Annotated in this window: 20 protein-coding genes and 3 pseudogenes; 12 read left to right on the top strand and 11 right to left on the bottom strand. The window is 38.1% G+C overall.

The annotated features are described in order from the left end of the window. Positions 1–112: 112 nt before the first annotated feature. Positions 113–1063 carry a helix-turn-helix domain-containing protein gene (locus tag F886_RS16820; protein WP_005307814.1) on the top strand — a complete coding sequence of 317 codons (951 nt, stop codon included), beginning with the start codon at positions 113–115 and terminating at the stop codon, positions 1061–1063. Between the two features lie 13 nt (positions 1064–1076). Continuing rightward, a pseudogene (locus F886_RS20170) lies at positions 1077–1238 on the top strand (ethanolamine permease); the annotation flags it as partial. A gap of 48 nt (positions 1239–1286) precedes the next feature. Here the strand turns inward: F886_RS20170 and F886_RS16815 are convergent. Further along, positions 1287–2483 (bottom strand): MFS transporter, encoded by a 1197-nt coding sequence (locus F886_RS16815; RefSeq protein ID WP_005307811.1) that lies wholly within the window; start codon positions 2481–2483, stop codon positions 1287–1289. A gap of 86 nt (positions 2484–2569) precedes the next feature. On the opposite strand from F886_RS16815, the gene F886_RS16810 reads away from it, so the two are divergent. After that, the gene (locus F886_RS16810) at positions 2570–3373 is read left to right on the top strand and encodes an AraC family transcriptional regulator (protein ID WP_005307799.1); all 804 of its coding nucleotides are present in this window, start codon (positions 2570–2572) and stop codon (positions 3371–3373) included. A 17-nt stretch (positions 3374–3390) separates the two neighbouring features. Here the strand turns inward: F886_RS16810 and F886_RS16805 are convergent, their stop codons facing one another. Together F886_RS16805 and F886_RS20660 are read right to left on the bottom strand one after the other, a co-directional pair. Next, positions 3391–3831 carry a TetR/AcrR family transcriptional regulator C-terminal domain-containing protein gene (locus F886_RS16805; protein WP_005307796.1) on the bottom strand — a complete coding sequence of 147 codons (441 nt, stop codon included), beginning with the start codon at positions 3829–3831 and terminating at the stop codon, positions 3391–3393. A 3-nt stretch (positions 3832–3834) separates the two neighbouring features. Continuing rightward, positions 3835–3954 (bottom strand): annotated as a pseudogene (locus F886_RS20660) (TetR/AcrR family transcriptional regulator); the annotation flags it as partial. 105 nt (positions 3955–4059) lie between these two features. Here F886_RS20660 and F886_RS16800 point away from each other — a divergent pair. Continuing rightward, positions 4060–4323, top strand: coding sequence for a hypothetical protein (locus tag F886_RS16800; protein ID WP_245349784.1), 264 nt, complete (start codon positions 4060–4062; stop codon positions 4321–4323). A 37-nt stretch (positions 4324–4360) separates the two neighbouring features. Here F886_RS16800 and F886_RS16795 read toward each other — a convergent pair whose 3' ends face one another. Continuing rightward, a complete protein-coding gene (locus tag F886_RS16795) occupies positions 4361–4687 on the bottom strand; it encodes a winged helix-turn-helix transcriptional regulator (protein WP_228129974.1) in 327 nt (108 codons plus the stop codon). Between the two features lie 182 nt (positions 4688–4869). Here F886_RS16795 and F886_RS16790 point away from each other — a divergent pair, with 182 nt between their 5' ends. Continuing rightward, positions 4870–5823: an aromatic alcohol reductase gene (locus F886_RS16790; protein WP_005307787.1), complete on the top strand. Its 954-nt coding sequence runs from the start codon at positions 4870–4872 to the stop codon at positions 5821–5823. Positions 5824–5951: 128 nt separating this feature from the next. On the opposite strand, the gene F886_RS16785 is transcribed toward F886_RS16790, so the two are convergent. After that, positions 5952–6851, bottom strand: coding sequence for a LysR family transcriptional regulator (locus F886_RS16785; RefSeq protein WP_005307784.1), 900 nt, complete (start codon positions 6849–6851; stop codon positions 5952–5954). 424 nt (positions 6852–7275) lie between these two features. On the opposite strand from F886_RS16785, the gene F886_RS16780 reads away from it, so the two are divergent. The 3 genes and pseudogenes from F886_RS16780 to F886_RS20050 all read left to right on the top strand — a co-directional run. Further along, a complete protein-coding gene (locus F886_RS16780; RefSeq protein ID WP_005307781.1) occupies positions 7276–8313 on the top strand; it encodes an LLM class flavin-dependent oxidoreductase in 1038 nt (345 codons plus the stop codon). Between the two features lie 36 nt (positions 8314–8349). Further along, positions 8350–9198: a 4,5-DOPA-extradiol-dioxygenase gene (ygiD, locus tag F886_RS16775; protein WP_005307778.1), complete on the top strand. Its 849-nt coding sequence runs from the start codon at positions 8350–8352 to the stop codon at positions 9196–9198. Positions 9199–9547: 349 nt separating this feature from the next. Next, a pseudogene (locus F886_RS20050) lies at positions 9548–9667 on the top strand (oxidoreductase); the annotation flags it as partial. A 234-nt stretch (positions 9668–9901) separates the two neighbouring features. Here F886_RS20050 and F886_RS16770 read toward each other — a convergent pair. After that, complete coding sequence (locus F886_RS16770) at positions 9902–10795, bottom strand: LysR family transcriptional regulator (protein ID WP_005307775.1); 894 nt, start codon at positions 10793–10795, stop codon at positions 9902–9904. A 117-nt stretch (positions 10796–10912) separates the two neighbouring features. Between F886_RS16770 and F886_RS16765 the strand changes: the two genes are divergently transcribed. The 3 genes from F886_RS16765 to F886_RS16755 all read left to right on the top strand — a co-directional run bounded on the left by F886_RS16765 (position 10913) and on the right by F886_RS16755 (position 13077). Then, positions 10913–11878, top strand: a complete 966-nt coding sequence (locus F886_RS16765) for an aldo/keto reductase (protein WP_005307772.1) — start codon at positions 10913–10915, stop codon at positions 11876–11878. Positions 11879–11895: 17 nt separating this feature from the next. After that, complete coding sequence (locus F886_RS16760; RefSeq protein WP_005307769.1) at positions 11896–12411, top strand: NAD(P)H-dependent oxidoreductase; 516 nt, start codon at positions 11896–11898, stop codon at positions 12409–12411. 93 nt (positions 12412–12504) lie between these two features. Further along, positions 12505–13077 carry a flavin reductase family protein gene (locus F886_RS16755; RefSeq protein ID WP_005307766.1) on the top strand — a complete coding sequence of 191 codons (573 nt, stop codon included), beginning with the start codon at positions 12505–12507 and terminating at the stop codon, positions 13075–13077. Between the two features lie 185 nt (positions 13078–13262). Here F886_RS16755 and F886_RS16750 read toward each other — a convergent pair whose 3' ends face one another. The 5 genes from F886_RS16750 to F886_RS16730 all read right to left on the bottom strand — a co-directional run bounded on the left by F886_RS16750 (position 13263) and on the right by F886_RS16730 (position 18786). Further along, positions 13263–14123: an SMP-30/gluconolactonase/LRE family protein gene (locus F886_RS16750; RefSeq protein ID WP_005307763.1), complete on the bottom strand. Its 861-nt coding sequence runs from the start codon at positions 14121–14123 to the stop codon at positions 13263–13265. Positions 14124–14229: 106 nt separating this feature from the next. After that, positions 14230–14703: a DMT family transporter gene (locus F886_RS16745; RefSeq protein WP_034591368.1), complete on the bottom strand. Its 474-nt coding sequence runs from the start codon at positions 14701–14703 to the stop codon at positions 14230–14232. Between the two features lie 14 nt (positions 14704–14717). Next, complete coding sequence (locus tag F886_RS16740) at positions 14718–16118, bottom strand: amidohydrolase family protein (protein ID WP_005307758.1); 1401 nt, start codon at positions 16116–16118, stop codon at positions 14718–14720. A gap of 325 nt (positions 16119–16443) precedes the next feature. Then, on the bottom strand, positions 16444–17337 hold the full coding sequence (locus tag F886_RS16735) for a GntR family transcriptional regulator (RefSeq protein WP_005307754.1): 894 nt from the start codon (positions 17335–17337) through the stop codon (positions 16444–16446). 111 nt (positions 17338–17448) lie between these two features. Further along, the gene (locus F886_RS16730; RefSeq protein WP_005307751.1) at positions 17449–18786 is read right to left on the bottom strand and encodes a CitMHS family transporter; all 1338 of its coding nucleotides are present in this window, start codon (positions 18784–18786) and stop codon (positions 17449–17451) included. Between the two features lie 206 nt (positions 18787–18992). Here F886_RS16730 and F886_RS16725 point away from each other — a divergent pair, with 206 nt between their 5' ends. Further along, positions 18993–21614, top strand: coding sequence for an aconitate hydratase (locus tag F886_RS16725; protein WP_005307748.1), 2622 nt, complete (start codon positions 18993–18995; stop codon positions 21612–21614).

The following is a 21614-nucleotide window of genomic DNA, read 5'->3' as shown; positions in this document are numbered from 1 at the left end:
GGCTTTAACTATGCACAGAGATAGCAGAAGAGCAGTGGTATGAAAGTTGCTTGATGAAAGCAAGGCCATATTTTTTGACATCTTGCGTAGTCGTATAAGGGATTAAATTGCCATGAATCATTATCAGTCATTAAATCCGATTCATTATTCAACTCAAGATATAAGTGCATCCGAACGTTTCGAATATTGGAATGATGTTGTTCTTCGGCACTGTATTCCAGCTCAAAGTAAGCCTGAAGATGAAAAAAATTTTAATGGTGAATTAAGTGTACGTCAGCTTGGTTTGATAGATATATGCACTGTTTCATCCACTATGCACTTTTGGGAACGCACCGAAAAGCATCTACGTTTTGGGCCGAATGATGACTTATGGCTTGGCTTTATGGAAGATGGCTGTGGACAAATAGCCCAAGGTGGCAGGGCAACCCAATACCAAAATAATAGCCTCATGCTATACGATGCAGCACAAACCTTTCAGTTCAATTTAGCAGGGAACAAAAATCACTTAATCCGAATTCCTCGTCATTTATTAATCAATCGTGTGCCTAACATTGAACATTTAACTGCTCAAGTTTTAGATGAAACGCGGCCGGGAATTGTTCCTCTGCGTGAAATGCTACGCCAATCAGTAGATGATAAATTTGATTTTACTAACATGGATTTTGCTGAACGCTTTGCTAAATCAGCTTTAGAGTTATTGGTATTAAGCTTAGAAGTACAGGATATTGCTAAAGTAAATATTGAACGGGATTTATATAGTAAAGCGATGAGTTTTATTTTGAGAAATTTACAAAATCCTGAACTTAACTTAGAAAAGATTGCACAGGCCCATTGTGTATCAACACGCACATTGAGTAGGGCATTTGCGAGACATCAAAAGACAGTAATGTCGGTAATTTGGTGTGAACGTTTAATAGCGAGTCGGGATGCACTAAAAAGTGGTCGGGTGGCCAGCATTTCAGAAGTGGCTTTAGATTATGGGTTTACTGATTTTTCGCATTTTAGCCATGCATTCAAAAAAGCTTTTGGTGTAACGCCGAGAGAATATTTTAAAAAGTGTTAGTTCCCAGTATCTCTTGATTCTTGCTGCTGTAAATGGATGTCTAATGGTTAGCCCATAAGTTTCGTTGATAGCTACGCTTATTTATGTCGGATTTATTCTTTATTACTTGTTATATAGTCGTCATCATTTGGTTAAAGGCACTTCTTGGCAAGAATTCTCCATGATTGATTCTTAGTCTGATAGAAATAAAGAGGCATCGGCCTCTTTAATTTTGATTCGCCTTCTAATTTAACTTGCTCTTGTGCTCAATATGTTTGTTTCTTCCAGCCATGATTCCACTAAAAGCTCCCAATACGGCGATTATTGAAGTCATGAGTAAAGGTACTGTCCAGTCACTAAATAAATCAAAAAGCTTACCAAATATTAATGGCCCTGATGCTGCCATTAAATATCCAATACATTGAGACATGCCGGAAAGTACTGCTGCATCTTCAGTCGTGTTGGTTCGTAATACGATAAAAGTTAGACCTAACATCATGCTAGCACCACAGCCAAAACCAAGTATTAGAGACCAAAATAATGTAAATTTTGGAGCAAATGCAAAACCAGCAAATGCTATAGAAGATAGTAAACTGACTACAACCGCAGCTAAGCGCTGATCATTCATACGACGTAATGTTGCTGCTAAAATCAAACCGGGAATTGCTGTGGCTAATTGAAGAGAACCATGCATTGAACCTGCTTCAGCGGCTGATAACCCTTTGTTCATTAGAATTGTTGGTAACCAACCTACAGCGATGTAAAAAGGCATTGCATTTAAACCCATAAAAAGAGTGACCTGCCAAGCAAGTGGAGATTTCCATACGGCGCTACTTGAATGTGGGTTGTTTTTAGATACATTAATCGTTTCATGATTTTTTAATTGAGGAATCCACACCAAAAGTGCTAGAACAGGTGCTATTACAAATATGGACAAAGCAATATGCCACCCCCAAGCTACTGTAAGTGGAATAACACTAGCTGATGCGATTGCTCCACCTGCACCCATCGTAATAGAGTAAGCACCCGTTAATGATGCAGCACGTGAATGGAAATTTCGTTTGATTAAGCCTGGTAATAAAACATTACCTAGTGCGATCCCAATACCGATTAGTAATGTTCCAGAGAAAGTCATCCATGCACTTTGTCCTGAGCGGATAAGAATTCCAAATGCTATCGTCATGAGTGCAGCAAATAGAGTTCGTTCAATACCAAATTTTTTAGCTATAGGTGCACTTAACGGAGAGAATATGGCAAAGGCAATGAGTGGTAAAGAGGTAAGAAAACCTATTGCAGTTGTACTTAAATTAAATTCTTTTTGAATCCAAGGTAATACAGGAGCAATACCCGTAAAAGGCAATCGCAGGTTTAATGCAATAAGAAGGATACCGAGAATAAGGAAGATGGCTTTAGGGTTAAGCGATTGTTTTAGACTACTCATAAATTAAAAAGGAAATGCAAAGAAATGCATTTTATGAGATATATTTTTGGCATAATACAAATGTATAGACAAGATATATCTAAAATATGCCAAAAAATAAGATAGTGGTAAGCTCTAATGAAGAGTTTGATTCAGATGTCTTTGAGCAAACAGCGATTGCCTTACAATTAGCTCCGCGGCTAAAACCCATTGAGCCAAAACAACATAATCACAGAAAGGGGCAATTAATTTTGTCTTTACAGGGGGCAGTTACATGCGAAGTAGCTAATGCATTATGGCTAGTCCCTCCGCAGCATGCTGTATGGATACCCAGTGGCATATCACATAGCTGTCGTGCTACTGAAAATGCTCAAACATATTTTTTATTCATTGATCCAGATGCGGCTTTAATGCCTGACGAATGTTGTACTGTTGCTATTACACCATTGGTTCGAGAGTTAATCCTTTATTTGGCCGAACAAGAGCCATCATACCCATCAGATGGGGCAACTGCACGTATTGTTACTGTACTCTTAGAGCAACTCTCAAAAGCCTCAATTCAAGAGTTACATTTACCGATTTCAGGTCATCCGAAAATAAAATCTATGGTAGATACACTTATATCTGATCCAAGCAATCGAATGACTTTGAAACAATGGTCAAATCAACTTGCAATAAGTGAGAGATCACTAGCAAGACTAATAGAAAAATCTACGGGGTTGAGTTTTGGAAAATGGAGGCAGCAGCTTCATTTAATGATTGCATTAGCTCAGTTAGCTGAAGGGAATTCCGTTCAGAATGTTGCTGGGAATCTTGGCTATGATTCAGTGAATGCTTTTATCACCATGTTCAAAAAAGCACTGGGGCAATCACCTACAAAATATTTTTCTTCACTAGAAACCAGAAGTTAAAAATTCTTTATTGATAATTAGTTAATCTGATTTTTATTGGCATAAAAAGCCATAAATACATTAATGCCATGTTCGACTCTATTTTCGATTTCTTGCGCTGATAGTGCAGGTCTAACCCCTAATTTTACTTCTAGATTTGTGAACCCTAGCCATAATCCAGTTAAATTGTCTGCTGCAACTTGAGGTTCTTTGGCTATCGCTTGGGATAATAGAGCGATCAGCATATATTGTCCACGACCAGGTCCTGCTGCAAAAAAACGTTCAGGTAAGTTTGGGGTTTTGATTGCAGCAGATGCAATAAGGCGACCCCACCTTAAAATTTCTCTATTATTGATAAACTTAACATATCTCAATCCAAAGGATTTAAGAACGTCATACAAAGGCAAACCGAAGCTTTTTTCAAATTGTTCATCACTTATAGTGAGGTAAGACTCTAATCGAATGACACCTTCTAACAAGCACTCTTTATCTGAAAAATAAGAATAGATTGTCGATTTCGCTACTCCTGCGTCTAATGCAATTGCATCAGTTGTAACGTCTAAACCAATTTCGAGAAATAATTTTCGAGCTGCTGTAAGAATTACGATTTCTTTTGACTTGTCTTTGGGACGACTAGGGCCGCGACTTTTTTCTTTTGGATGATCGGTACTTACGGGCTTTTCAACTTTAATGAAATTGAAAAAGAAATGATCGAAGTTAAACGTCCAAATCCTAAGTTATTTTCAGTAGTTACAATACTTTATCATCTTATTGAGTCAGCCTTGGTTATTTTTAATCCTCTGGGCTATGGATGGGTTGGTGCTAGTGGTTTAATTATTTTCACTCTTTTAACTATTCCGTTTGGCCATGCTTTCTGGAAATTTAATGAACCTAAGCGAACCGCTGAATTTCATATTGCATTAGAACATATATCACTTATTGGTGGGCTTATGTTGGTAGCAGGGCTATGAATCATTAGCTCTGCCATCCATTCCGAAAAAGGAGAAGCTATGAGTGTAAGTCCTGATGTAATTTATCGAAATTCTGCCTAGCTTCACGAAAACGATCTGCATTTTCTACAATCCAGGTCCAGAGCGGGATCATACGAACGAGTAACTCCATGCCTGTGTCAGACAATTCGTACTCGACTCTGGGTGGCATTTCTGCGTAATCATGTCGGAGTACTAAGCCATCACGCTCAAGTTGCCGTAAAGTCCGTGTCAACATACGCTGAGTAACGCCATGCATACGTCTGCCGATTTCAGCATGGCGCAGTCTCCCATACACGCCCAGCGTGTTGATAACACCAAGAGACCAACGGCTTCCTGCATGCACAAGAACCTCTCGTCGTAATCCATCATCATCGTCTCTCAAGCCATTACAAACGGTCTGTGAATATTGGAGTATTTCATCTTGATCCATTCATTTTGCTCCCAGCAGTATCACGTATGTACCTTCTTTTATGCTCACTCTTGAATTGCTAGAGTACAGCAATTCATTTCTTAAGAGGCCTGTTTATGAATAAAGCAGATACCAATATTACATCTAAAAATATTCTTGTACTCGGTGCTGGCGAACTGGGTTTTCCTGTATTACGCAGCCTTGCGCTCCGTGCAAGGGATGAGGGTGATGCTAAAATCAGCGTTTTATTGCGTGCAAGTGCCATTGAGTCTAACGAACCAGACAAGCGAAATCTTATCACCGAGATTAGAAATCTCGGAATTGATATCATTGAAGGAGACCTTGTTAAGAGTTCTATTGATAAGCTGGCAGAAATATTTGCTCAATATGATACGGTAATCGGTTGCGCAGGCTATGCAGCAGGAATCGATACACCAATAAAGTTGGCGCGAGCTGCTTTGCAGGCAAGAATCCCAAGATATTTCCCATGGCAGTTTGGGGCTGATTTTGATGAGATCGGTCGTGGTAGTCCTCAAGACATTTTTGATGCACAGATAGATGTACGTGAATTATTACGCAGTCAGCATGAGACAGAGTGGGTTATCATTTCGACTGGTATATTTATGAGTTATCTGTTTGAACCAGACTTTGGTGTCGTTGACTTGCAAAACGATACTGTTCACGCTTTGGGGAGTCTTGACAACACGATGACGCTTACAACGCCTGATGATATCGGGATGTTAACTGCCGAAATTGTTTTCTTCAAACCACGTATATGTAATGAAATCGTGTATATCGCTGGTGATACGGTTACTTACAGTGATGTTGCTGACAAACTGCAGGCTGAACTTGGCCGTCCCTTTAGACGCTTAGAATGGAGTGAGCAGTATTTGATGGATAAATTAGAACGTGATCCAAACGATATGATGAATAAATATCGTGCAGTTTTTGCTCAAGGGCGCGGGGTTGCATGGGATAAGGGGCGTACATTTAACCATCAGCATGCTATTCCAGTTACTGATGTATCATCTTGGATCAATACAAATCTTATCTTAAATAACAACAAGTGAATTTAATTTCTATTAGTAATAAACCTACTAATTAATTCTGCTCTCTAGCTTTATAAGCTGGGGAGCAATTCTGCATCTAAACGTCATTATTTTAAGAAAACAGAAGAAATTATTAACAATAAATCAGATCATTTATTGTTAATAATTTCGGCCATCCACTCTGAAAATACACGTATTGCCGGTGAAAGAAAACGCTGATGCGGATAAAGTAAAGTCACAGCAACAGGCGGCGGGCACCAGTCTTGTAATACGGCAATTAGTCTTTTTTCTTTTAAGTGTTCTTCCACAAGTCTTTCAGCAAGTTGAGCGATTCCGTATCCTTCAAGGCACATTTTTATATAAAGCTCAGTTTCATTAACAGCGGTAGTCCCACTCATTTGTACAGTTTTTTTCTCTCCATTTTGTACAAAGCGCATTTCACCTGCGTGTCTATTGTTCCCTGAAAAATAATGAACAGCACGGTGATGTTCTAAATCATAGGGAGTTTTTGGAATTCCATTTTCTTTTAAATATGCTGCTGAAGCACATGTTACCCAGCGGAACTCACCAAGAGGGCGGGCAACCAGTGTGGAGTTTTCTAAATTTCCCATGCGGATCACACAATCCACACCCTCCTTAATAAGATCTACTTGTCTATCACTGACGCCTATCATGAGGTAAATATCTGGATAACGGTGCTGAAAATCTTTCAGATTTGGCATGATCACCGAATGAGCAATACCTGCGGGCATATCAACTCTTAATCGACCCTGCGGCTGTTTGATGGCCTTAGTTAGGTTGGACTCAGTATGTTCAATTAGGTCGAGTATATCTCTGCACTGGATGAGATATTCTGCACCTTCTGGAGTCAGGCTAACCCGTCTCGTTGTCCTGTTTAATAGACGGACTTGTAAATACTTTTCAAGATTTTTAACTGTGCTAGTGACTGTTGAGGCAGGTAGGGAAAGTGCTTCTGCGGCGTGGATAAAGCTTTCAGCTTCTGCCACTCGAACAAAAATTTGCATTGCCTGAATACGATCCAATCTCATACCTTTATCCCAGTACCATCTTTATAATTTTAGATTATTCGTTTTTGCTGAATAATAAAAACAGTTTAGTTACTTTTTAATTAAGCAGGTTGAAGACAATACAAAGTAGTAGATTTAAATTAGGAGGCATATACGTTCAACTGATGTTAAGAGGTTTTGATAATCCTCGGTTTGAGGTGGGAGTAAAATAGTTTATATATTGATGAATAAATCGATTTGCATTAACGCTAGTAATCATAAAAATAGAAATACGCATTTTATTTTTAGTAAAGTTCATGCTGCTAAAAGTTGTTAGTCGTGAGAATTTTTTCTATAGATATTTGTTAAGTGTAATTTTTGCAACGCTACGTATGTTTATTTGTGCTTACGTGTCTATTTAAAAAGAACATACTAGACTGATGATATTTACGTAAGGAATCTTTGTATGCAGTTCGGGATTACCATGTTTGGAGATTTACGATTCAGCGTAGAAGAGCAAAAAATGCAGGCACCTAAAGAGCGCCTTAAAGAAATGATCGAAGAAATCAAATTGATGGATGAAGTCGGTCTAGATTATTTTGGTTTAGGTGAACATCATCGTGATGATTATGCAGTATCTGCACCTGAAATTATTTTGGCTGCGGCAAGTATACAAACTAAAAATATTATTTTAGGTAGTGCAGTTTCTGTACTTAGTTCAAGTGATCCTGTTAAATTATTCCAAGATTTTTCAATGATTGACCAACTTTCTGATGGCCGAATAGAAGTCATGGCAGGTCGTGGTTCATTTATTGAATCTTTTCCATTGTTTGGGTATGAATTAGAAAATTACAACGAATTATTTGAAGAAAAATTAGATTTATTGATTAAGCTAAATCAACAAAATCCGATAACTTGGAATGGAAAATTTCGCCCAAGCTTGAAACAGCAATCTATTTTCCCAAGACCGCAACAAGATCAATTACCTGTTTGGATTGCTGTAGGTGGAACACCAGAATCTATTGACCGTGCAGCTAAATTAGGTTTACCTGTAATGTTTGCGATCATTGGGGGTAACTATAAAGAATATAAGCCGTTATTTGATTATTATCGACAAAGCTATCAAGCATATGGTCACGATATGAGTGCATTCCAAATGGGTGTACACATGCATTCATTTTTTGTTGATGATGAAAAAGATTTAATGCAAATACATTATCCAAACTATGCAGCTCAAATCGATCGTATTGGTAAAGGTCGTGGTTGGCCAAGATACACCCCACAACGCTATGCTCAAGGGCGCTCAAAGCAAGGCCATTTAGTAGTTGGTGATGTTTCGTCCACCCAAGATAAAATCTTAGAGATCATTGAAACATTCGGTTTATCGCGCTTTGCAGCACATTTAGATACAGGTGCTGCACGAAGTCATTTAGACATGATGCGTGCCATTGAAATATATGGAACTAAGATTATTCCTGAAGTAAAGAAATCATTACATAAATAGTTAATTTAAATCGGATTTTTTATTAATAGGTGAAATATGAAAAATTTGAAAGATTTATCAGCGTGGAGTAAAGCATTACCCAATACGCCTGTTATGCCTGTGATCTTTGTTGGTCATGGTTCCCCAATGAATGCGATTCAAGATAATGAATTCACACAAGCATGGAATAAAGTAGGTCGAGAAGTCGCTCAGCCTACAGCGATTTTGTGTATTTCAGCACATTGGTTGACTCAAGGTTCAACTGCCGTTACTGCAATGGAGTTACCACCAACAATTCACGATTTTGGTGGATTTCCTGATCAGTTATTTCAAATGCAGTATCCTGCTTCGGGGAATAAAGCTTTGGTTGAGGCAAGTATAGCTGCAATTAATATGACACAAGTCCAAGAGGATCATCAGTGGGGGTTAGATCACGGTACATGGAGTGTTTTTGTTCATATGTTCCCTGAAGCTAATATCCCTGTTGTACAACTCAGCATAGATTATTCAAAAGATGCAAGCTATCACTATGCTTTAGGAAAAGAGTTGGCAGTACTTCGTAGAAAAGGTGTGTTGATTGTTTCTAGTGGCAATATTGTGCATAACTTACGAAAAATTGCTTGGGATAAAATGGATGACCCGCATTATGGCTATGATTGGGCTATAGAAGCCGATAAAAAAGTACAAAGTTATTGGTTGAATCATAATCATAATGCTTTGATTGACTGGGATAAACAAGGGCTGGCGATGCAATTAGCAATACCTACACCTGATCATTACTATCCGATGTTGTATAGTTTGGCGCTACAAGAGGAAAAAGATCAAATGGCGTTGTTTAATGCATCTAATACGATGGGATCATTAAGTATGACATCATTTATTTTAAATCATGAATCCAATCAATAGAGTACCTATTTGCGGCTCTCTTATACTAAGGACTTAATTGCGAAAAAACATTGTTAATTAAAAGAGCATCATTCCGTAGAATTTCTTTTAGCTTATGCCATTCGAACAAATGTTATTCCGAGATTTATGTTGTGACTCCATGTGAACATGAAGTTAAGTAAAGAGTTTTTATGGTTTCCAGTCGTGTAAATAACAGATAGCGTTTTCTTCTGGTTTCATTTTCTTTATATCTGTTGGATCACCAGATATAGGGTGACACATCCGTGTGGATTGCTCATTGTCTTGCCTTGGTGTATGGGCCCACACAGTGATTAAACCAGAATTTTGAATTGTGTGATTGCAAACCTTAGAATTAGATAAAACGAAATTGGAAACAGTAACGACAGAGATTCAGCTAAGCGATGCTTTAAATTTTTCAAATGAAATTTTAGATGGAAAAATAAGAGGCAGAGTTGTTGTAAAGCTATAATTTTTAGTTTTAAAAATTTTAGAGTGGATTTTCAAACTTAGAAATGGTGGAAATCTCATTTTTCAGATGAGGATTTCCCAATAATGATTCGTTCCCTTTATTTTATTTTTAGCCAATAGGGTGATTCAAATGGTGACCAGTACTCATAAGTGTGAAAGATACAGCATTTATAAAGTACTGGTGGGGCTAATTGATGATCTTTAAAGGAAATGTTAATTTTATTCTAATAAGGTTTTATTTAAAATGTTCGAGTAAAATATCTTCAAGAATATCAAAGGTTTTTTTTATACGCTTAGGTATAAGTGTTTGGTAGGGACGATAAAGATAAAGTTGCCAAGTCTCAAGTTTCAATTCGGGCAGAACTTCTACTAATCTTCCATTCTTAAGGTATTCCTTACAAGCTAAATTGCTGGACTGGATCACAGCCTTACCCGCTAATGCCGCCTGAATTTCAGCCTGAGAATCGGTAGTAAAGAATTCTAAATGGCGAGGAATGAAAGTATTCACCCCATCAAGCATAAATTCAAAAACCTTACCAGTTTCTGGATTAAGCAAGCCACTGAAAGGATAGCGTTGACGCAGATCTTCAAAGTCTATCGGTGCACCTAATTTTTCAACTAAATCGGGTGAAGCTAGTAGGGCATGCTTTACCATAGCAATGGGTTTTATTATAAAATTTGGATTAGGTTCACGTTCGATACGAATACCGATATCAATACGATGTTGAACTGTATCTAGTTTCAACATATCTAATCGCCAATCTATAAACAGCTCAGGATAAGGATGAAGGGCTGTCAACAACTTATATAAAACCTGTTCATGGCCGGGAAAACGAAACAGCGTAATTCTCACAATCCCTTTCATATCATTATTATCTTTAGGCGTCTGAAATAATGTTTCTGAGTCTTCCAGAAGACGCTTAGCTCTGGGTAAAAAAAGCTCTCCAAAACTTGTAAGTAAAATTGATCTAGTATTTCGCTTAAATAGTGGTTCACCGAGCTGATTTTCGAGCTCAGAAATGGTACGTGTAACTACAGAGGGAGAAATTGCAAGCTTGACCGCTGTTTCCCGAAAATTAAGTGTTTCAGCAGCCGTAACAAAAAATTTAAGCGCCTCAAGCTTGTTCATGATAGTTGTGTTTTTAGCAATTCTAATTTGCTAATTTAGCAATTTTTTAGCAATAAATCCAGTCGTATACTTAACTCGTCAAAATCAGTAATGATTAAAGAAGGGTAAGAATTGATCATGAAAATGAGAAGCCTAGGTAGTCAGGGCCTTCGAGTATCTGAAATGGGACTGGGTTGCATGGGTATGGACCATGGGTATGGCTATTCAGTTGAAATAAATGAAAGGACTAAGCTTATAGACAAGGCTATTGAACTGGGCTGCAGCCTTTTCGATACAGCCCCTATTTATGGCTTTGAAAACGAAGAGTTGTTAGGTATTGCACTTAAAAAACACAGGGATAACGTCGTCATTGCTACTAAATTTGGCGTGACTGGAATGGAAAATATTAATGGACAGTTAATTCCAGTATTAGACAGTCATCCAGACTCTGTTAGAGAACAATTAGAGGGTTCTCTGAAACGATTGCAGACAGATCATATTGACCTATTTTATCAACATCGTATTGATCCTAACGTCGAGCCAGAAGTGGTAGCGGGCTTAATGAAGGATTTGATATCCGAAGGGAAAATAAAATACTGGGGGTTATCAAATGCATCAGCCTCCTATATAAGGCGTGCTCATGCTGTGTGTCCAGTTACAGCTATTGAAGATCAATATTCAATGATGTGGCGTAAACCTGAACAGGATCTGTTTGAAGTTTGCGATGAACTAGATATTGGTTTTATGGCTTACAGTCCGCTGGGTAATGGATTTTTGAGTGGTCAGGTAACCAAAAATACTCAATATGGGGAAGGTGATTACAGAGGCATGATGGGTCGTTTTAAACCAGAAGTTGTTGAAAATAACCAAGCACTTCTAGATTTAATTGCTGAAATTGCTGAAAGAAAAAATGCTACGTCAGCGCAGGTTGTTCTTGCATGGGAACTGGCTCAGAAGCCATATATTGTACCTATCCCTGGCACGACAAAATTACATCGTCTGGAAGAAAACTTCCAAGCCACCAACATTCAACTTAATCCAAATGAATTAAGCGATATCAATGAAGCATTATCTAAACTTGATATTGACGAAACATTCTTTTAAATAAAATAGAGACCGAAATGAAAACTACTTTAATAGTTGTTCACCCTAATATTAATCAATCTCGTATAAATTCAGCATTAGCTAAAAATGTTGAATCTTTGTCAAATGTTAATGTACGTTATCTTTATGACTTATATCCTGAAGGTAAAATTGATGTAACCGCTGAACAAGCAGAACTCGAAAGTACTGATCGTATCGTACTTCAGTTCCCAATGCAGTGGTACAGCACTCCACCATTACTTAAACAATGGCTTGATGACGTTTTAACATTCGGCTGGTCACATGGTGGCGAAAAGCAGGCGTTACTCAATAAAAAACTTATGCTAGCTGTTTCACTCGGTGGTCCAGAATCGGCTTATCAACCTGATGGTGCTGCTGGACATACTGTAGGAGAATACTTACTGTCTTTTGAAACCATCGCTCAATATTTAGGTATGCAATATATTAAGCCTTTTATTACTGGTGGAAGTGTAACTATTACCGATCAAGAAATTGCGGTACAGGCTGAAAGTTATAAAGCTGTATTAGCATGATTATTATTTGATAAAGTCTTTTGGATACAAAAGTAAGATTGTGTGTGCCGTTCATGAACGGCACACACATTTTTATGGATAGGAGAAAATCAAATGTCGGTACAGACTGTTGAGTTGAGAAAGGCCTATCGTTTATTACAGGTTGGGCCTACTACTATGATTTCCGCGAAACACAATAGTAAATGGAATGTCATGGCTGCAGCTTGGGTTGGCCTTGTTGGAAGTAATAAAGTGATGGCTTTTATAGGGCCTCAGGCATACACCCGTGAGTTAATTGAAAAAAGTGGATTATTTGCCGTTCAAATTCCTGTTGTAAGTCAAATGGAAACAGTTCTATATGCTGGCGAACATAGTTATAAAGATAATCATGAAAAGAATAATAAAATAGCGGCATTTTATCAGGAAGGATTTGATATACCTTTAGTGGAAGGGTGCGCTGGCTGGTTAGTGTGTAAGGTAATATCAAATGTTGACTATGAGAAGCAACACAATCTTTTTATGGGAGAAATTGTTGGCGCATGGAGTGATGACCGTGTTTTCCGTAATGGCCACTGGATTTTTGATGAAGCACCTGATGAATTACGAACAATACATTACGTGGCTGGTGGCCAGTTTTATGCTATCGGGAAAGGAACCAAATTTAATCATGGCCCAGGAAAAGATTAGGCCAAATATTGTATTAAGTTCTCTACTCACATCACCAGAAATAAGCTTGGAACTATAAACCAGAGCATATACGTTAGATCCATTATTGCTGTTCTGATACCAAATAAAAAAGAGCTAGGGTGGTGAATCTAGCTCCTCAAAAGTTTATTCGGCAAATATATTCGTCTTTCTGAGTAGTGAACGAATTAAATTACTGCAGTAGCGAAACGGTTTTCTGGTAAACCAGCGAATACTTTTGATTCTGCTCTTAACAATGCTCCATCATACTTTGATAGTGCAGAGATACCAACACTGGCAGTAGTGCAATAAAGCATAGTGAATTCCTCACCTGCTAGTGTCGGGCAAGTGCTCTGAATACCAGGAGAGGGTATAATGCAGTCTGTTATTCCGTCTGGGTTATAACGTACAATACGATTTCCTCCCCATTCAGCATTCCATAAATAACCCCTTGCATCCACGCATGAGCCATCAGGTGCACCTTTACCTTCTATTTCGACAAATGTACGTTGATTTTTTAGAGAAGGATAATCACAGCAGAAAATACGACCTTGCATCGAGTCACAGTAATACATTGTGCTTCCATCTGGACTGAAGCAGATGCTATTCGGTATAGCGACTTCAGGCAGGGGAAGCGTCTCTATTGTCAGTGTCGCTGCATTCAGCCTGTGAAATTTACCGATAGCCTTAACTGGATAACCGTCATCCATGGTTCCAAAGACAAAATTACCAGAGCGATCGCATCGACCATCTCCTATACGGGTACCTACTCTACCCGGTGATACCACTATGGAGGTAAAACTACAGGTGCTCAGATCATAAAACCTGAGTCCAGATGCCATTCCCATTAACAGTACATCAGCATTTTCGGTAAGGGCAAATGATCCTAGTCTTTCAGGCAGAGACCATCTCATTACGATATCATTGCCTTCTTCTAATGCAAGCAATTCACTACCCTCAATATCTGTCCAGTATATTCTGCGTGTTCTTTCACACCACAGGGGACACTCTCCCAGCAAATTTCTCACATCTGCTGCAACTGAAAACATGTTATTTCTCCAGAGATAAAAATAAGCATTGCGCTTAAATAAATGATTACGGGCATCTGCACTGAGGCAAACGTCCGTAATGATCGGCGCTTAGTATTTTATTTTGTTAGTGAAGGAAGCGCTCAGACAGTCGATCACCGAAAAGCATGACAACTAAACCAGCCAACATGACCAGCATTCCACCCAGTTTGATTAATGAAACTGGTCTTCTTACGGCGCCCAGCAGACCAAAATGGTCAATCATCTGTGATGAAAGTAATTGTCCAACAATTGCGAGTCCCAGTAAGGCCGAAAAACCGATTTTCGGTGCGAGTACTACATAGCTGAATAGAGCGCATGCACCGATCAGTCCACCTGCTAGACTCCACAGAGGTTGAGAAGGAATGGCTGCAAGCGAGGTGAATAATCCACCACGCAGCAGTGAGTAAATTCCAAGGCTGAAAGCCCCAGCAGAGAAGGAAAATAAAGCTGCAGTTACCGAATCACCTCCAAGTCCTCGGGCCAGTTGGCTATTTAGGGTTGTTTGCAAGGTGATACCGAGACCTGCGGCAAAAGCAATTACGTAATAAATCATATTCATACGTTTCATACCCGTTAGTTTGTCTGCTCCAATGGGAGGAACTTTTCTGCAAAAATGTCAGGTTCATACCCAGCGGCAGCAAACAGATGCTGACGCGATTCATCAATCGCTGCATGAAGGAGCTTGCTATCGACACCTAGAACTTTACCGTTCTGCTTGACGATACGTCCGCCGATCATAACGGTATCAATGTTGCTGCGTTCTGTAGCATGTACAACCGTACCAAAGGCATTCCCAGATGGGTAAAGGTTGATGTCACCAGCATTGATTAGGATCAAGTCGGCCTGTTTGCCTGGTGTTAGGCTACCAACTTTATCCTGCAGTCCAGCACAGCTAGCACCATCAACGGTAGCTGCTTTAAGGAGATTTGCTGCTGGAAGCGTTGTTAGTGAATGTGAGGAATCACAACAGTTCTGTTGCTTGTGCATACCCATCACCCGCTGTAGATAAAATGCAACGCGCATTTCCATAAACATATCGGTACTATAAGACGTTTCATTATCCACGCTTAGACCAGGGTTGATACCATGGCGCTGAGCAGCCTCAATGGCAAACATACCATCTTCGATGCCATAATGTGCATCAGAGCGCGGGCATACATTCACCCGAACCCCAGCTTCACGTAGGATCCTCCATCCTTCATCGGGGAGCGCCGTACAATGATTGAAAATATTGTCAGGGCCAAGAAGACCTTGCTGATGCAATGATTCAAGTTCAGAAGCCATCTCGGCACCAAAGAACTCAGTCACGATTGGTAGCCCGAGTCTACGGGCCTCAGCCCACAATTCTGGTTCCAGTTGGGCCATAACACCAAGAGAAACAAGACTGTCAGGGGTGTTTGTAAAATACTTTTCTTGAAGGCGCTGCCAGTTCCCAGGCCAGTGTGCTCTATCCCATTCTCCTGATACAGGTGCACCAGAGGCATGGATGGCACGAATGCCAGAGTCAAATAAGGCCTCTACAGCAGCGTCCGAATGTGCAGCGGTACGGCTGTTATGAGAATTATCGATGATTGTTGTTATTCCCGCATCAATAGCTCCAAGAGCTGTCAGCAGATTACCAACATAGATATCGACAGGACGATAGTATTTGGCAAAAGAGAAGTGTGTAGCATTGCTGTAGTCATCCAAACATGTGGCATTAGGATTGATGCGGCGTAGTTGCCCTTCCCATGAGTGACGATGAGAATCAACCATTCCTGGCATCACAATCATGTTTTTTGCGTCTATGATGTGAGCATTTTGTGCATTCAGATCCTGACCGACGGCAGTAATGGTAGATCCTGTGATAAGAATATCGCCGTGTTCAATGTTGCCTACATTCTCATCCATGCTTAAGATGGTTGCACCACGAATCAGCGTCATTGGTGGATTTACAGTCTGGTTATTAACAATATTTCTAATATAATCGGTCATTCAAAAAGCCTTTCTCTAATCTATAACAAAACGATATGTCACTTAATTAACTTGAAAAAGGTGCTTAATGCGTTTTCATAATTCAATATTTACGAATAATGATATTAAATCTAGATAGATTACAGAGGTAAAAGAGCGAGTAAATAGAGCCTATTTATTAGGCTACGTATTTATATATTGGAGGTTTTTATCCATTAAAGGCTCCTGTGATCGACCGCCTTATCATGTTCAGAAGAGAGTGGAATACATACTTTGAATAAGCCTTAAATATATAAAAGGCAACATATAAGCCATTTTATATTCTTTGGGAGAGTTTTAAATTAAGTTATTTATTATTAAAGTTTTTTTCATTTATTTTTACACGTCGAGCTTGCTCAAGATGTTGTCTCAGTATATCTGCAGCTTTAAGTCGATCACCTTTTTCTAAGTATTGAATAATTTGTAAGTGTTCTTCTGCTTGCGCTTTTCTTGGATGACGATCGATTACCTGATGATATTCAACTAAACGACGTAATTGATTAATTCTTTTAATATTTTGATAATGAAATCGATTGCCTGAAAATTCAGCAAGCATTTCATGAAATTGAGCATTATTTTCAAATAACTCTGATGGTGTCATTGTTAGATAATTTCCATCAATAATAAATAATTGTTTTTGCTTGCATAATTCTAATACTTCGTAATCGATCATAAATGTTGGCATTAGTATGCCAGCTGGTTCAGTTATCGCTCGGTACGCATAACTTTCTTCATAAGCTTGTACTGAATCAATAAGAGGTAAAAAACACCAACCTTGTCCAGCACATTGTTCAATCCAACCTTCTTGCTGAATTCGGATTAATACATTTTTTAATGTACTCCGAGAAGTATTAAATAGACGAATAAAATCAGTTTCAGTAAATTTATCAGGTAATTCTTTTCTTAATCGACGTCTTGCAATTTCAATGTAGAGCGGGTCATCTACAGACTTATCAATTTCATTTGCGAGATCAGCATAATAATTATCAGACTCGGCTAAAAAGAAACCTCTATTTTTATCGTGAATAAACATTCCTTTACTAGCCAAATATTGCAAAGCAAATTTAATAGGAGTACGGGAGATATGTAGTACTTTGCTAAGTTCTAGTTCGGTTAAATGTTGACCGGGTTGCAGTTGGTTTTGGCGTACAAAATAAACAATATCTTTCACCGCTTTGTTTTGTAAAGGAGTTAAGTTCATAGATATATTAAAAATTTTGCCCAATAGAAAAATTAAGTGAATATAATACTATTGTCTATGTATTTACGTTAGCCCTATTTAAAAAATACTCGTCCTAAGATATTTAGTAAGTTAAATTTTAAGTAGTGGAAATATTCCAAATAAAAGGGCTGTAATTAAAAAAATTAGACATGTCAAAATTGCCCACCAGATTGTGAATTTTTGATGTTCGTTAAACTCAACACTTGCTAGTCCACACAATAAATAAGTTGAAGGAACTAATGGCGATAAAACATGAACTGGTTGGCCAATTAAAGATGCTCTAGCAATTTCAAATGGTGTAATGCCATAGTTAGATGCAGCTTCTGACAAAATTGGTACGACTCCATAATAAAATGCGTCATTTGACATAAAAAAAGTAAGAGGAATACTAATTAGAGCAGTTATAGGTGCCATATATGGCCCCATCACTGGTGGAATTATTGCTGTAAATTCATGAGACATCGCGTCTACCATGCCTGTGCCAGTTAGAATTCCTGTAAAGACACCTGCTGCGAAAATTACACCAACTACACTTAGAGCAGTATTTGCATGTATTGCGATACGTTGCTTTTGCTTTTCTAGACAAGGATAATTTACAGCTAATGCCAAGCAAAAACCAAGCATAAATAAAATAGGCATTGGTAATATGCCTATGATTAGGCAAACCATCAAAATAAAGGTTAATGCTGCATTGAACTTTCTTAAATCTGGTCGATGTGCATCTGGATGTTTGGAAATCGAAATATTAAAGTTTCTTTTAATATTAATTTCATGAATTATCCCAAGACGCTTCTTTTCAAATTTTCCATATAAATAGGCAATAAAAATCAACCATAAGCACGCAATGACTAAAGCAGGTAACATAGGAACAAAAATATGTCTTGGATCTATATTTAATGCACTCGCAACACGAGCTGTTGGTCCTCCCCAAGGTACTATATTCATTGTCCCATTAGCTAGAATCATTAGTGCAGTCATGATAAGAGGATTCATACCAATGCGCTTATAAAGTGGAAGCATTGCGGTTACACAAATCATATAAGTAGTAGAACCATCACCATCTAGGGAAATAAGCATTGTTAAAATAACTGTACCAATAGCAATTCTTACAGGATCACCTTTTACACATTGCACGATCCAATTAACGAAAGGATCAAATAGGCCTGAATCAATCATTAACGCAAAATACATAATGGCAAAAAGCAGCATAATTCCTATCGGCGCTACCTTCTTAATACCCTCAAGCATCATTTCACCAAGCTTTATTAATTCAATATGACTTAAGCTTTCGAAATGAAAACCTAATAGCCAAGCAATAATTGAAAAAATAAATGGAATGAGGGTAAGAGCAACTAAAGCACTTAATTTTTTTGACATGATCAAATACATAAAGCAAATAATCATGCTTACACCTAAAAGAGTGAGCATGGTTGCAATCCTCAGCTTAAAAATTACACTTGCTAATATTGAACTTTTTTATAAAAAAATACAATTTTAAAAACTGTTTTATTTATTTGATTATTGTTTTAAATGCATTTTATTGAAAAATAAAGAGTAATTATTTTGTTGAAAAAATATGTATTGTATTTTTTTAAAAAAAAGAGCAATAATTTGTTATTATTAAGGAGCCTGATATGAGTATAAGTTGGTCAAAAAAAATTAAAATTTGTGATATCGAATACAAAATTATTGATATTGAAAGTGCTGTTAAAAGTATCGGTGGAAATTATGAAAAATTACCACTGAGCCATCGAATTATGGCTGAAAATATATTGAGAACAGAAGAATCTCCTATGGTGGCCTTAGAAGCTATTTTATTAAGGACGAAGGATAGCGATATTTCATTTAGACCAGCTCGAGTTGTTTTACAAGATTTATTAGGAACTCCTGCGCTTGTAGATCTTGCAGGTTTAAGAGATGCGGTAGCTGAAAAAGGTGGTAATCCTAAATCAGTGAATCCAATGACCCCAACCCATTTGGTTGTAGATCACTCGTTAAATGTTGAACATTGGGGAACTGCGGAGGCATTATCTCAAAACGAAAAAATTGAATTTAAAAGGAATAGTGAGAGATTCGCATTTTTAGATTGGTGTAATAAAGCTTTTGATAATCTTTCAATTATTCCCTCTGGAAATGGAATTTTACATCAGATTAATCTTGAACGCTTAACAACAGTTATTGGTACAAAAAAAATCAATAAAGAGTTGTGGGCGTTCCCAGATACATTAGTAGGTACTGATAGTCATACGACAATGATTAATGCAATTGGCGTATTAGGATGGGGAGTTGGTGGAATTGAAGCCGAAGCTGCTATGCTTGGAAAATCATTAAAAATGAGAATTCCACAAGTGGTTGGCGTTAAGTTAGAGGGTAAGCCACCCCAAGGTTATATTGCTACAGATATCGCATTGGCATTGACCGAAATGTTAAGGAAAGTTGGTGTAATTGGTAAAATTTTAGAATTTTATGGACCAGGCGTTGCTCAGCTTTCTCTAGCAGATCGAGGCACGATTTCAAATATGGCACCTGAATTTGGTGCAACTTCGGCTATGTTTGCAATAGATGACCGAACAATTGAATATTTAGAATTGAGCGGGCGTGGTGGTCACATTGCACAATTAACTGAAGAATACGCAAAGCAACAAGGATTATGGCATTCAATGCTTAATAATGTTGAGTATGACTATACAGTTAGCTTAGATTTAGGTGAAGTTTCACGATCAATATCGGGTCCAAAGCAACCTCACCAAAGAATTATTTTGAAAAACAAACAGCAGATAAGTAATAAGCCATCTGAAAATTTAGGAAATGGTTCTATCGTTTTAGCTGCAATTACTAGTTGTACAAATACATCTAATCCGAGAGCCGTTATCGCAGCAGCACTAATTGCTAGAAATGCTCATAAAAGAAATCTAAAACGTGCTCCTTGGGTTAAAACCTCATTTGCTCCTGGTTCTAAAGTGGTTTCAGACTATCTAGAGCGAGTTGGTCTAAATAAAGATTTAGATAAATTAGGTTTTAACGTGGTTGGTTTTGGATGTACAACTTGTAATGGTATGTCTGGTCCATTACTTTCACCAGAAATTGAAGATGAAATTCGTGATAAGAAGCTTGAAACTGTAGCAGTAACGTCTGGTAATCGTAATTTTGAAGGCAGGGTCCATCCTCTAGCTCGAGAAGTTTTCATTATGTCACCTCCATTAATTGTTGCGTATGCAATAGCAGGAAGCTATTTAATTAATCCTGAGACAGATTCATTGGGGGTCGATCAAGACGGAAAACCAGTTTATCTCGATGAATTATGGCCTTCTGACGATGAGCTAGATGCTATTGAGCGTAGTGCATTATCGGCTGATTTATTTGATCAAGCATATAAAAATGTTCCTCGTGAAGCTGGCTTGATCTTGTCTGATGTTCGGGCTTCTACTTCAGCTCAATACCAATGGGAAGCGGAAAGTACTTATATCAGAAAACCGCCATATTGGAATGATGATTTGGCTGCCATTAATCCTGAAAAGGATTTAAAAGGTATGCGTGCCTTAGTAATGTTATCGGATAACATCACAACAGATCATATTTCTCCATCGGGTGCAATTTTACCAGATAGCGATGCTGGCATTTATTTAAAAAGCTTAGGGATTGAAAAAGCTGAGTTCAACTCTTATGGAACTAGACGAGGAAATCATGAGGCTGCACAGAGAGCAACATTTGCTAGCCCTCGTTTAAAAAATGAGTTAATGCAAGACGGCCGAGAAGGTCCTTGGACAATGCTTTTACCTGAAAAAACTGAAACTACTATTTTTGAAGCCGCACGTGTATACGCTAATCGAAATCAACCACTGATTGTTATTGCAGGTAAAGAGTATGGTAGCGGTTCCTCTCGAGATTGGGCAGCTAAAGGTCCAAGATTACTAGGTGTTCGTGTTGTAGTTGCTGAAAGTTTTGAACGTATCCATCGAACTAATCTAGCTGGTTTAGGAATTTTACCACTTCAGTTCCCTGAAGGAGTAACAAGAGAAACTCTTAATCTTACAGGTTATGAAACATTTTCAGTTGAAGGTATTACTGATCATTTTAAACCACAAGATAAATTAAATTTAGTTATTCAGAGGGAAGACAACTCAATAATTTCTATAGAGGTAACCAGTCGTCTTGATACATATGAAGATGTGAAATTCTTTCGTCAAGGTGGACTATTGCCGCAATTGTTGAATGAAATACTTGCAAATCAGAAATTTACAAAATTGAGTAATTAA

Origin of the sequence: Acinetobacter sp. NIPH 542 (assembly GCF_000369825.1) — a bacterium.
GTDB lineage: Bacteria > Pseudomonadota > Gammaproteobacteria > Pseudomonadales > Moraxellaceae > Acinetobacter > Acinetobacter oleivorans.
The sequence above is the reverse complement of the archived record's forward strand: the minus strand, read 5'-3'. Positions and strand labels throughout refer to the sequence as shown.

Bases quoted from the DNA above. Each gene is read 5' to 3' on its own strand.
- F886_RS16820 (WP_005307814.1), top strand. From the start codon at position 113: ATGAATCATTATCAGTCATTAAATCCGATTCATTATTCAACTCAAGAT.
- F886_RS16815 (WP_005307811.1), bottom strand. From the start codon at position 2,483: ATGAGTAGTCTAAAACAATCGCTTAACCCTAAAGCCATCTTCCTTATT.
- F886_RS16810 (WP_005307799.1), top strand. From the start codon at position 2,570: ATGCCAAAAAATAAGATAGTGGTAAGCTCTAATGAAGAGTTTGATTCA.
- F886_RS16800 (WP_245349784.1), top strand. From the start codon at position 4,060: ATGATCGAAGTTAAACGTCCAAATCCTAAGTTATTTTCAGTAGTTACA.
- F886_RS16790 (WP_005307787.1), top strand. From the start codon at position 4,870: ATGAATAAAGCAGATACCAATATTACATCTAAAAATATTCTTGTACTC.
- F886_RS16785 (WP_005307784.1), bottom strand. From the start codon at position 6,851: ATGAGATTGGATCGTATTCAGGCAATGCAAATTTTTGTTCGAGTGGCA.
- F886_RS16780 (WP_005307781.1), top strand. From the start codon at position 7,276: ATGCAGTTCGGGATTACCATGTTTGGAGATTTACGATTCAGCGTAGAA.
- ygiD (WP_005307778.1), top strand. From the start codon at position 8,350: ATGAAAAATTTGAAAGATTTATCAGCGTGGAGTAAAGCATTACCCAAT.
- F886_RS16770 (WP_005307775.1), bottom strand. From the start codon at position 10,795: ATGAACAAGCTTGAGGCGCTTAAATTTTTTGTTACGGCTGCTGAAACA.
- F886_RS16765 (WP_005307772.1), top strand. From the start codon at position 10,913: ATGAAAATGAGAAGCCTAGGTAGTCAGGGCCTTCGAGTATCTGAAATG.
- F886_RS16760 (WP_005307769.1), top strand. From the start codon at position 11,896: ATGAAAACTACTTTAATAGTTGTTCACCCTAATATTAATCAATCTCGT.
- F886_RS16755 (WP_005307766.1), top strand. From the start codon at position 12,505: ATGTCGGTACAGACTGTTGAGTTGAGAAAGGCCTATCGTTTATTACAG.
- F886_RS16750 (WP_005307763.1), bottom strand. From the start codon at position 14,123: ATGTTTTCAGTTGCAGCAGATGTGAGAAATTTGCTGGGAGAGTGTCCC.
- F886_RS16745 (WP_034591368.1), bottom strand. From the start codon at position 14,703: ATGAATATGATTTATTACGTAATTGCTTTTGCCGCAGGTCTCGGTATC.
- F886_RS16740 (WP_005307758.1), bottom strand. From the start codon at position 16,118: ATGACCGATTATATTAGAAATATTGTTAATAACCAGACTGTAAATCCA.
- F886_RS16735 (WP_005307754.1), bottom strand. From the start codon at position 17,337: ATGAACTTAACTCCTTTACAAAACAAAGCGGTGAAAGATATTGTTTAT.
- F886_RS16730 (WP_005307751.1), bottom strand. From the start codon at position 18,786: ATGCTCACTCTTTTAGGTGTAAGCATGATTATTTGCTTTATGTATTTG.
- F886_RS16725 (WP_005307748.1), top strand. From the start codon at position 18,993: ATGAGTATAAGTTGGTCAAAAAAAATTAAAATTTGTGATATCGAATAC.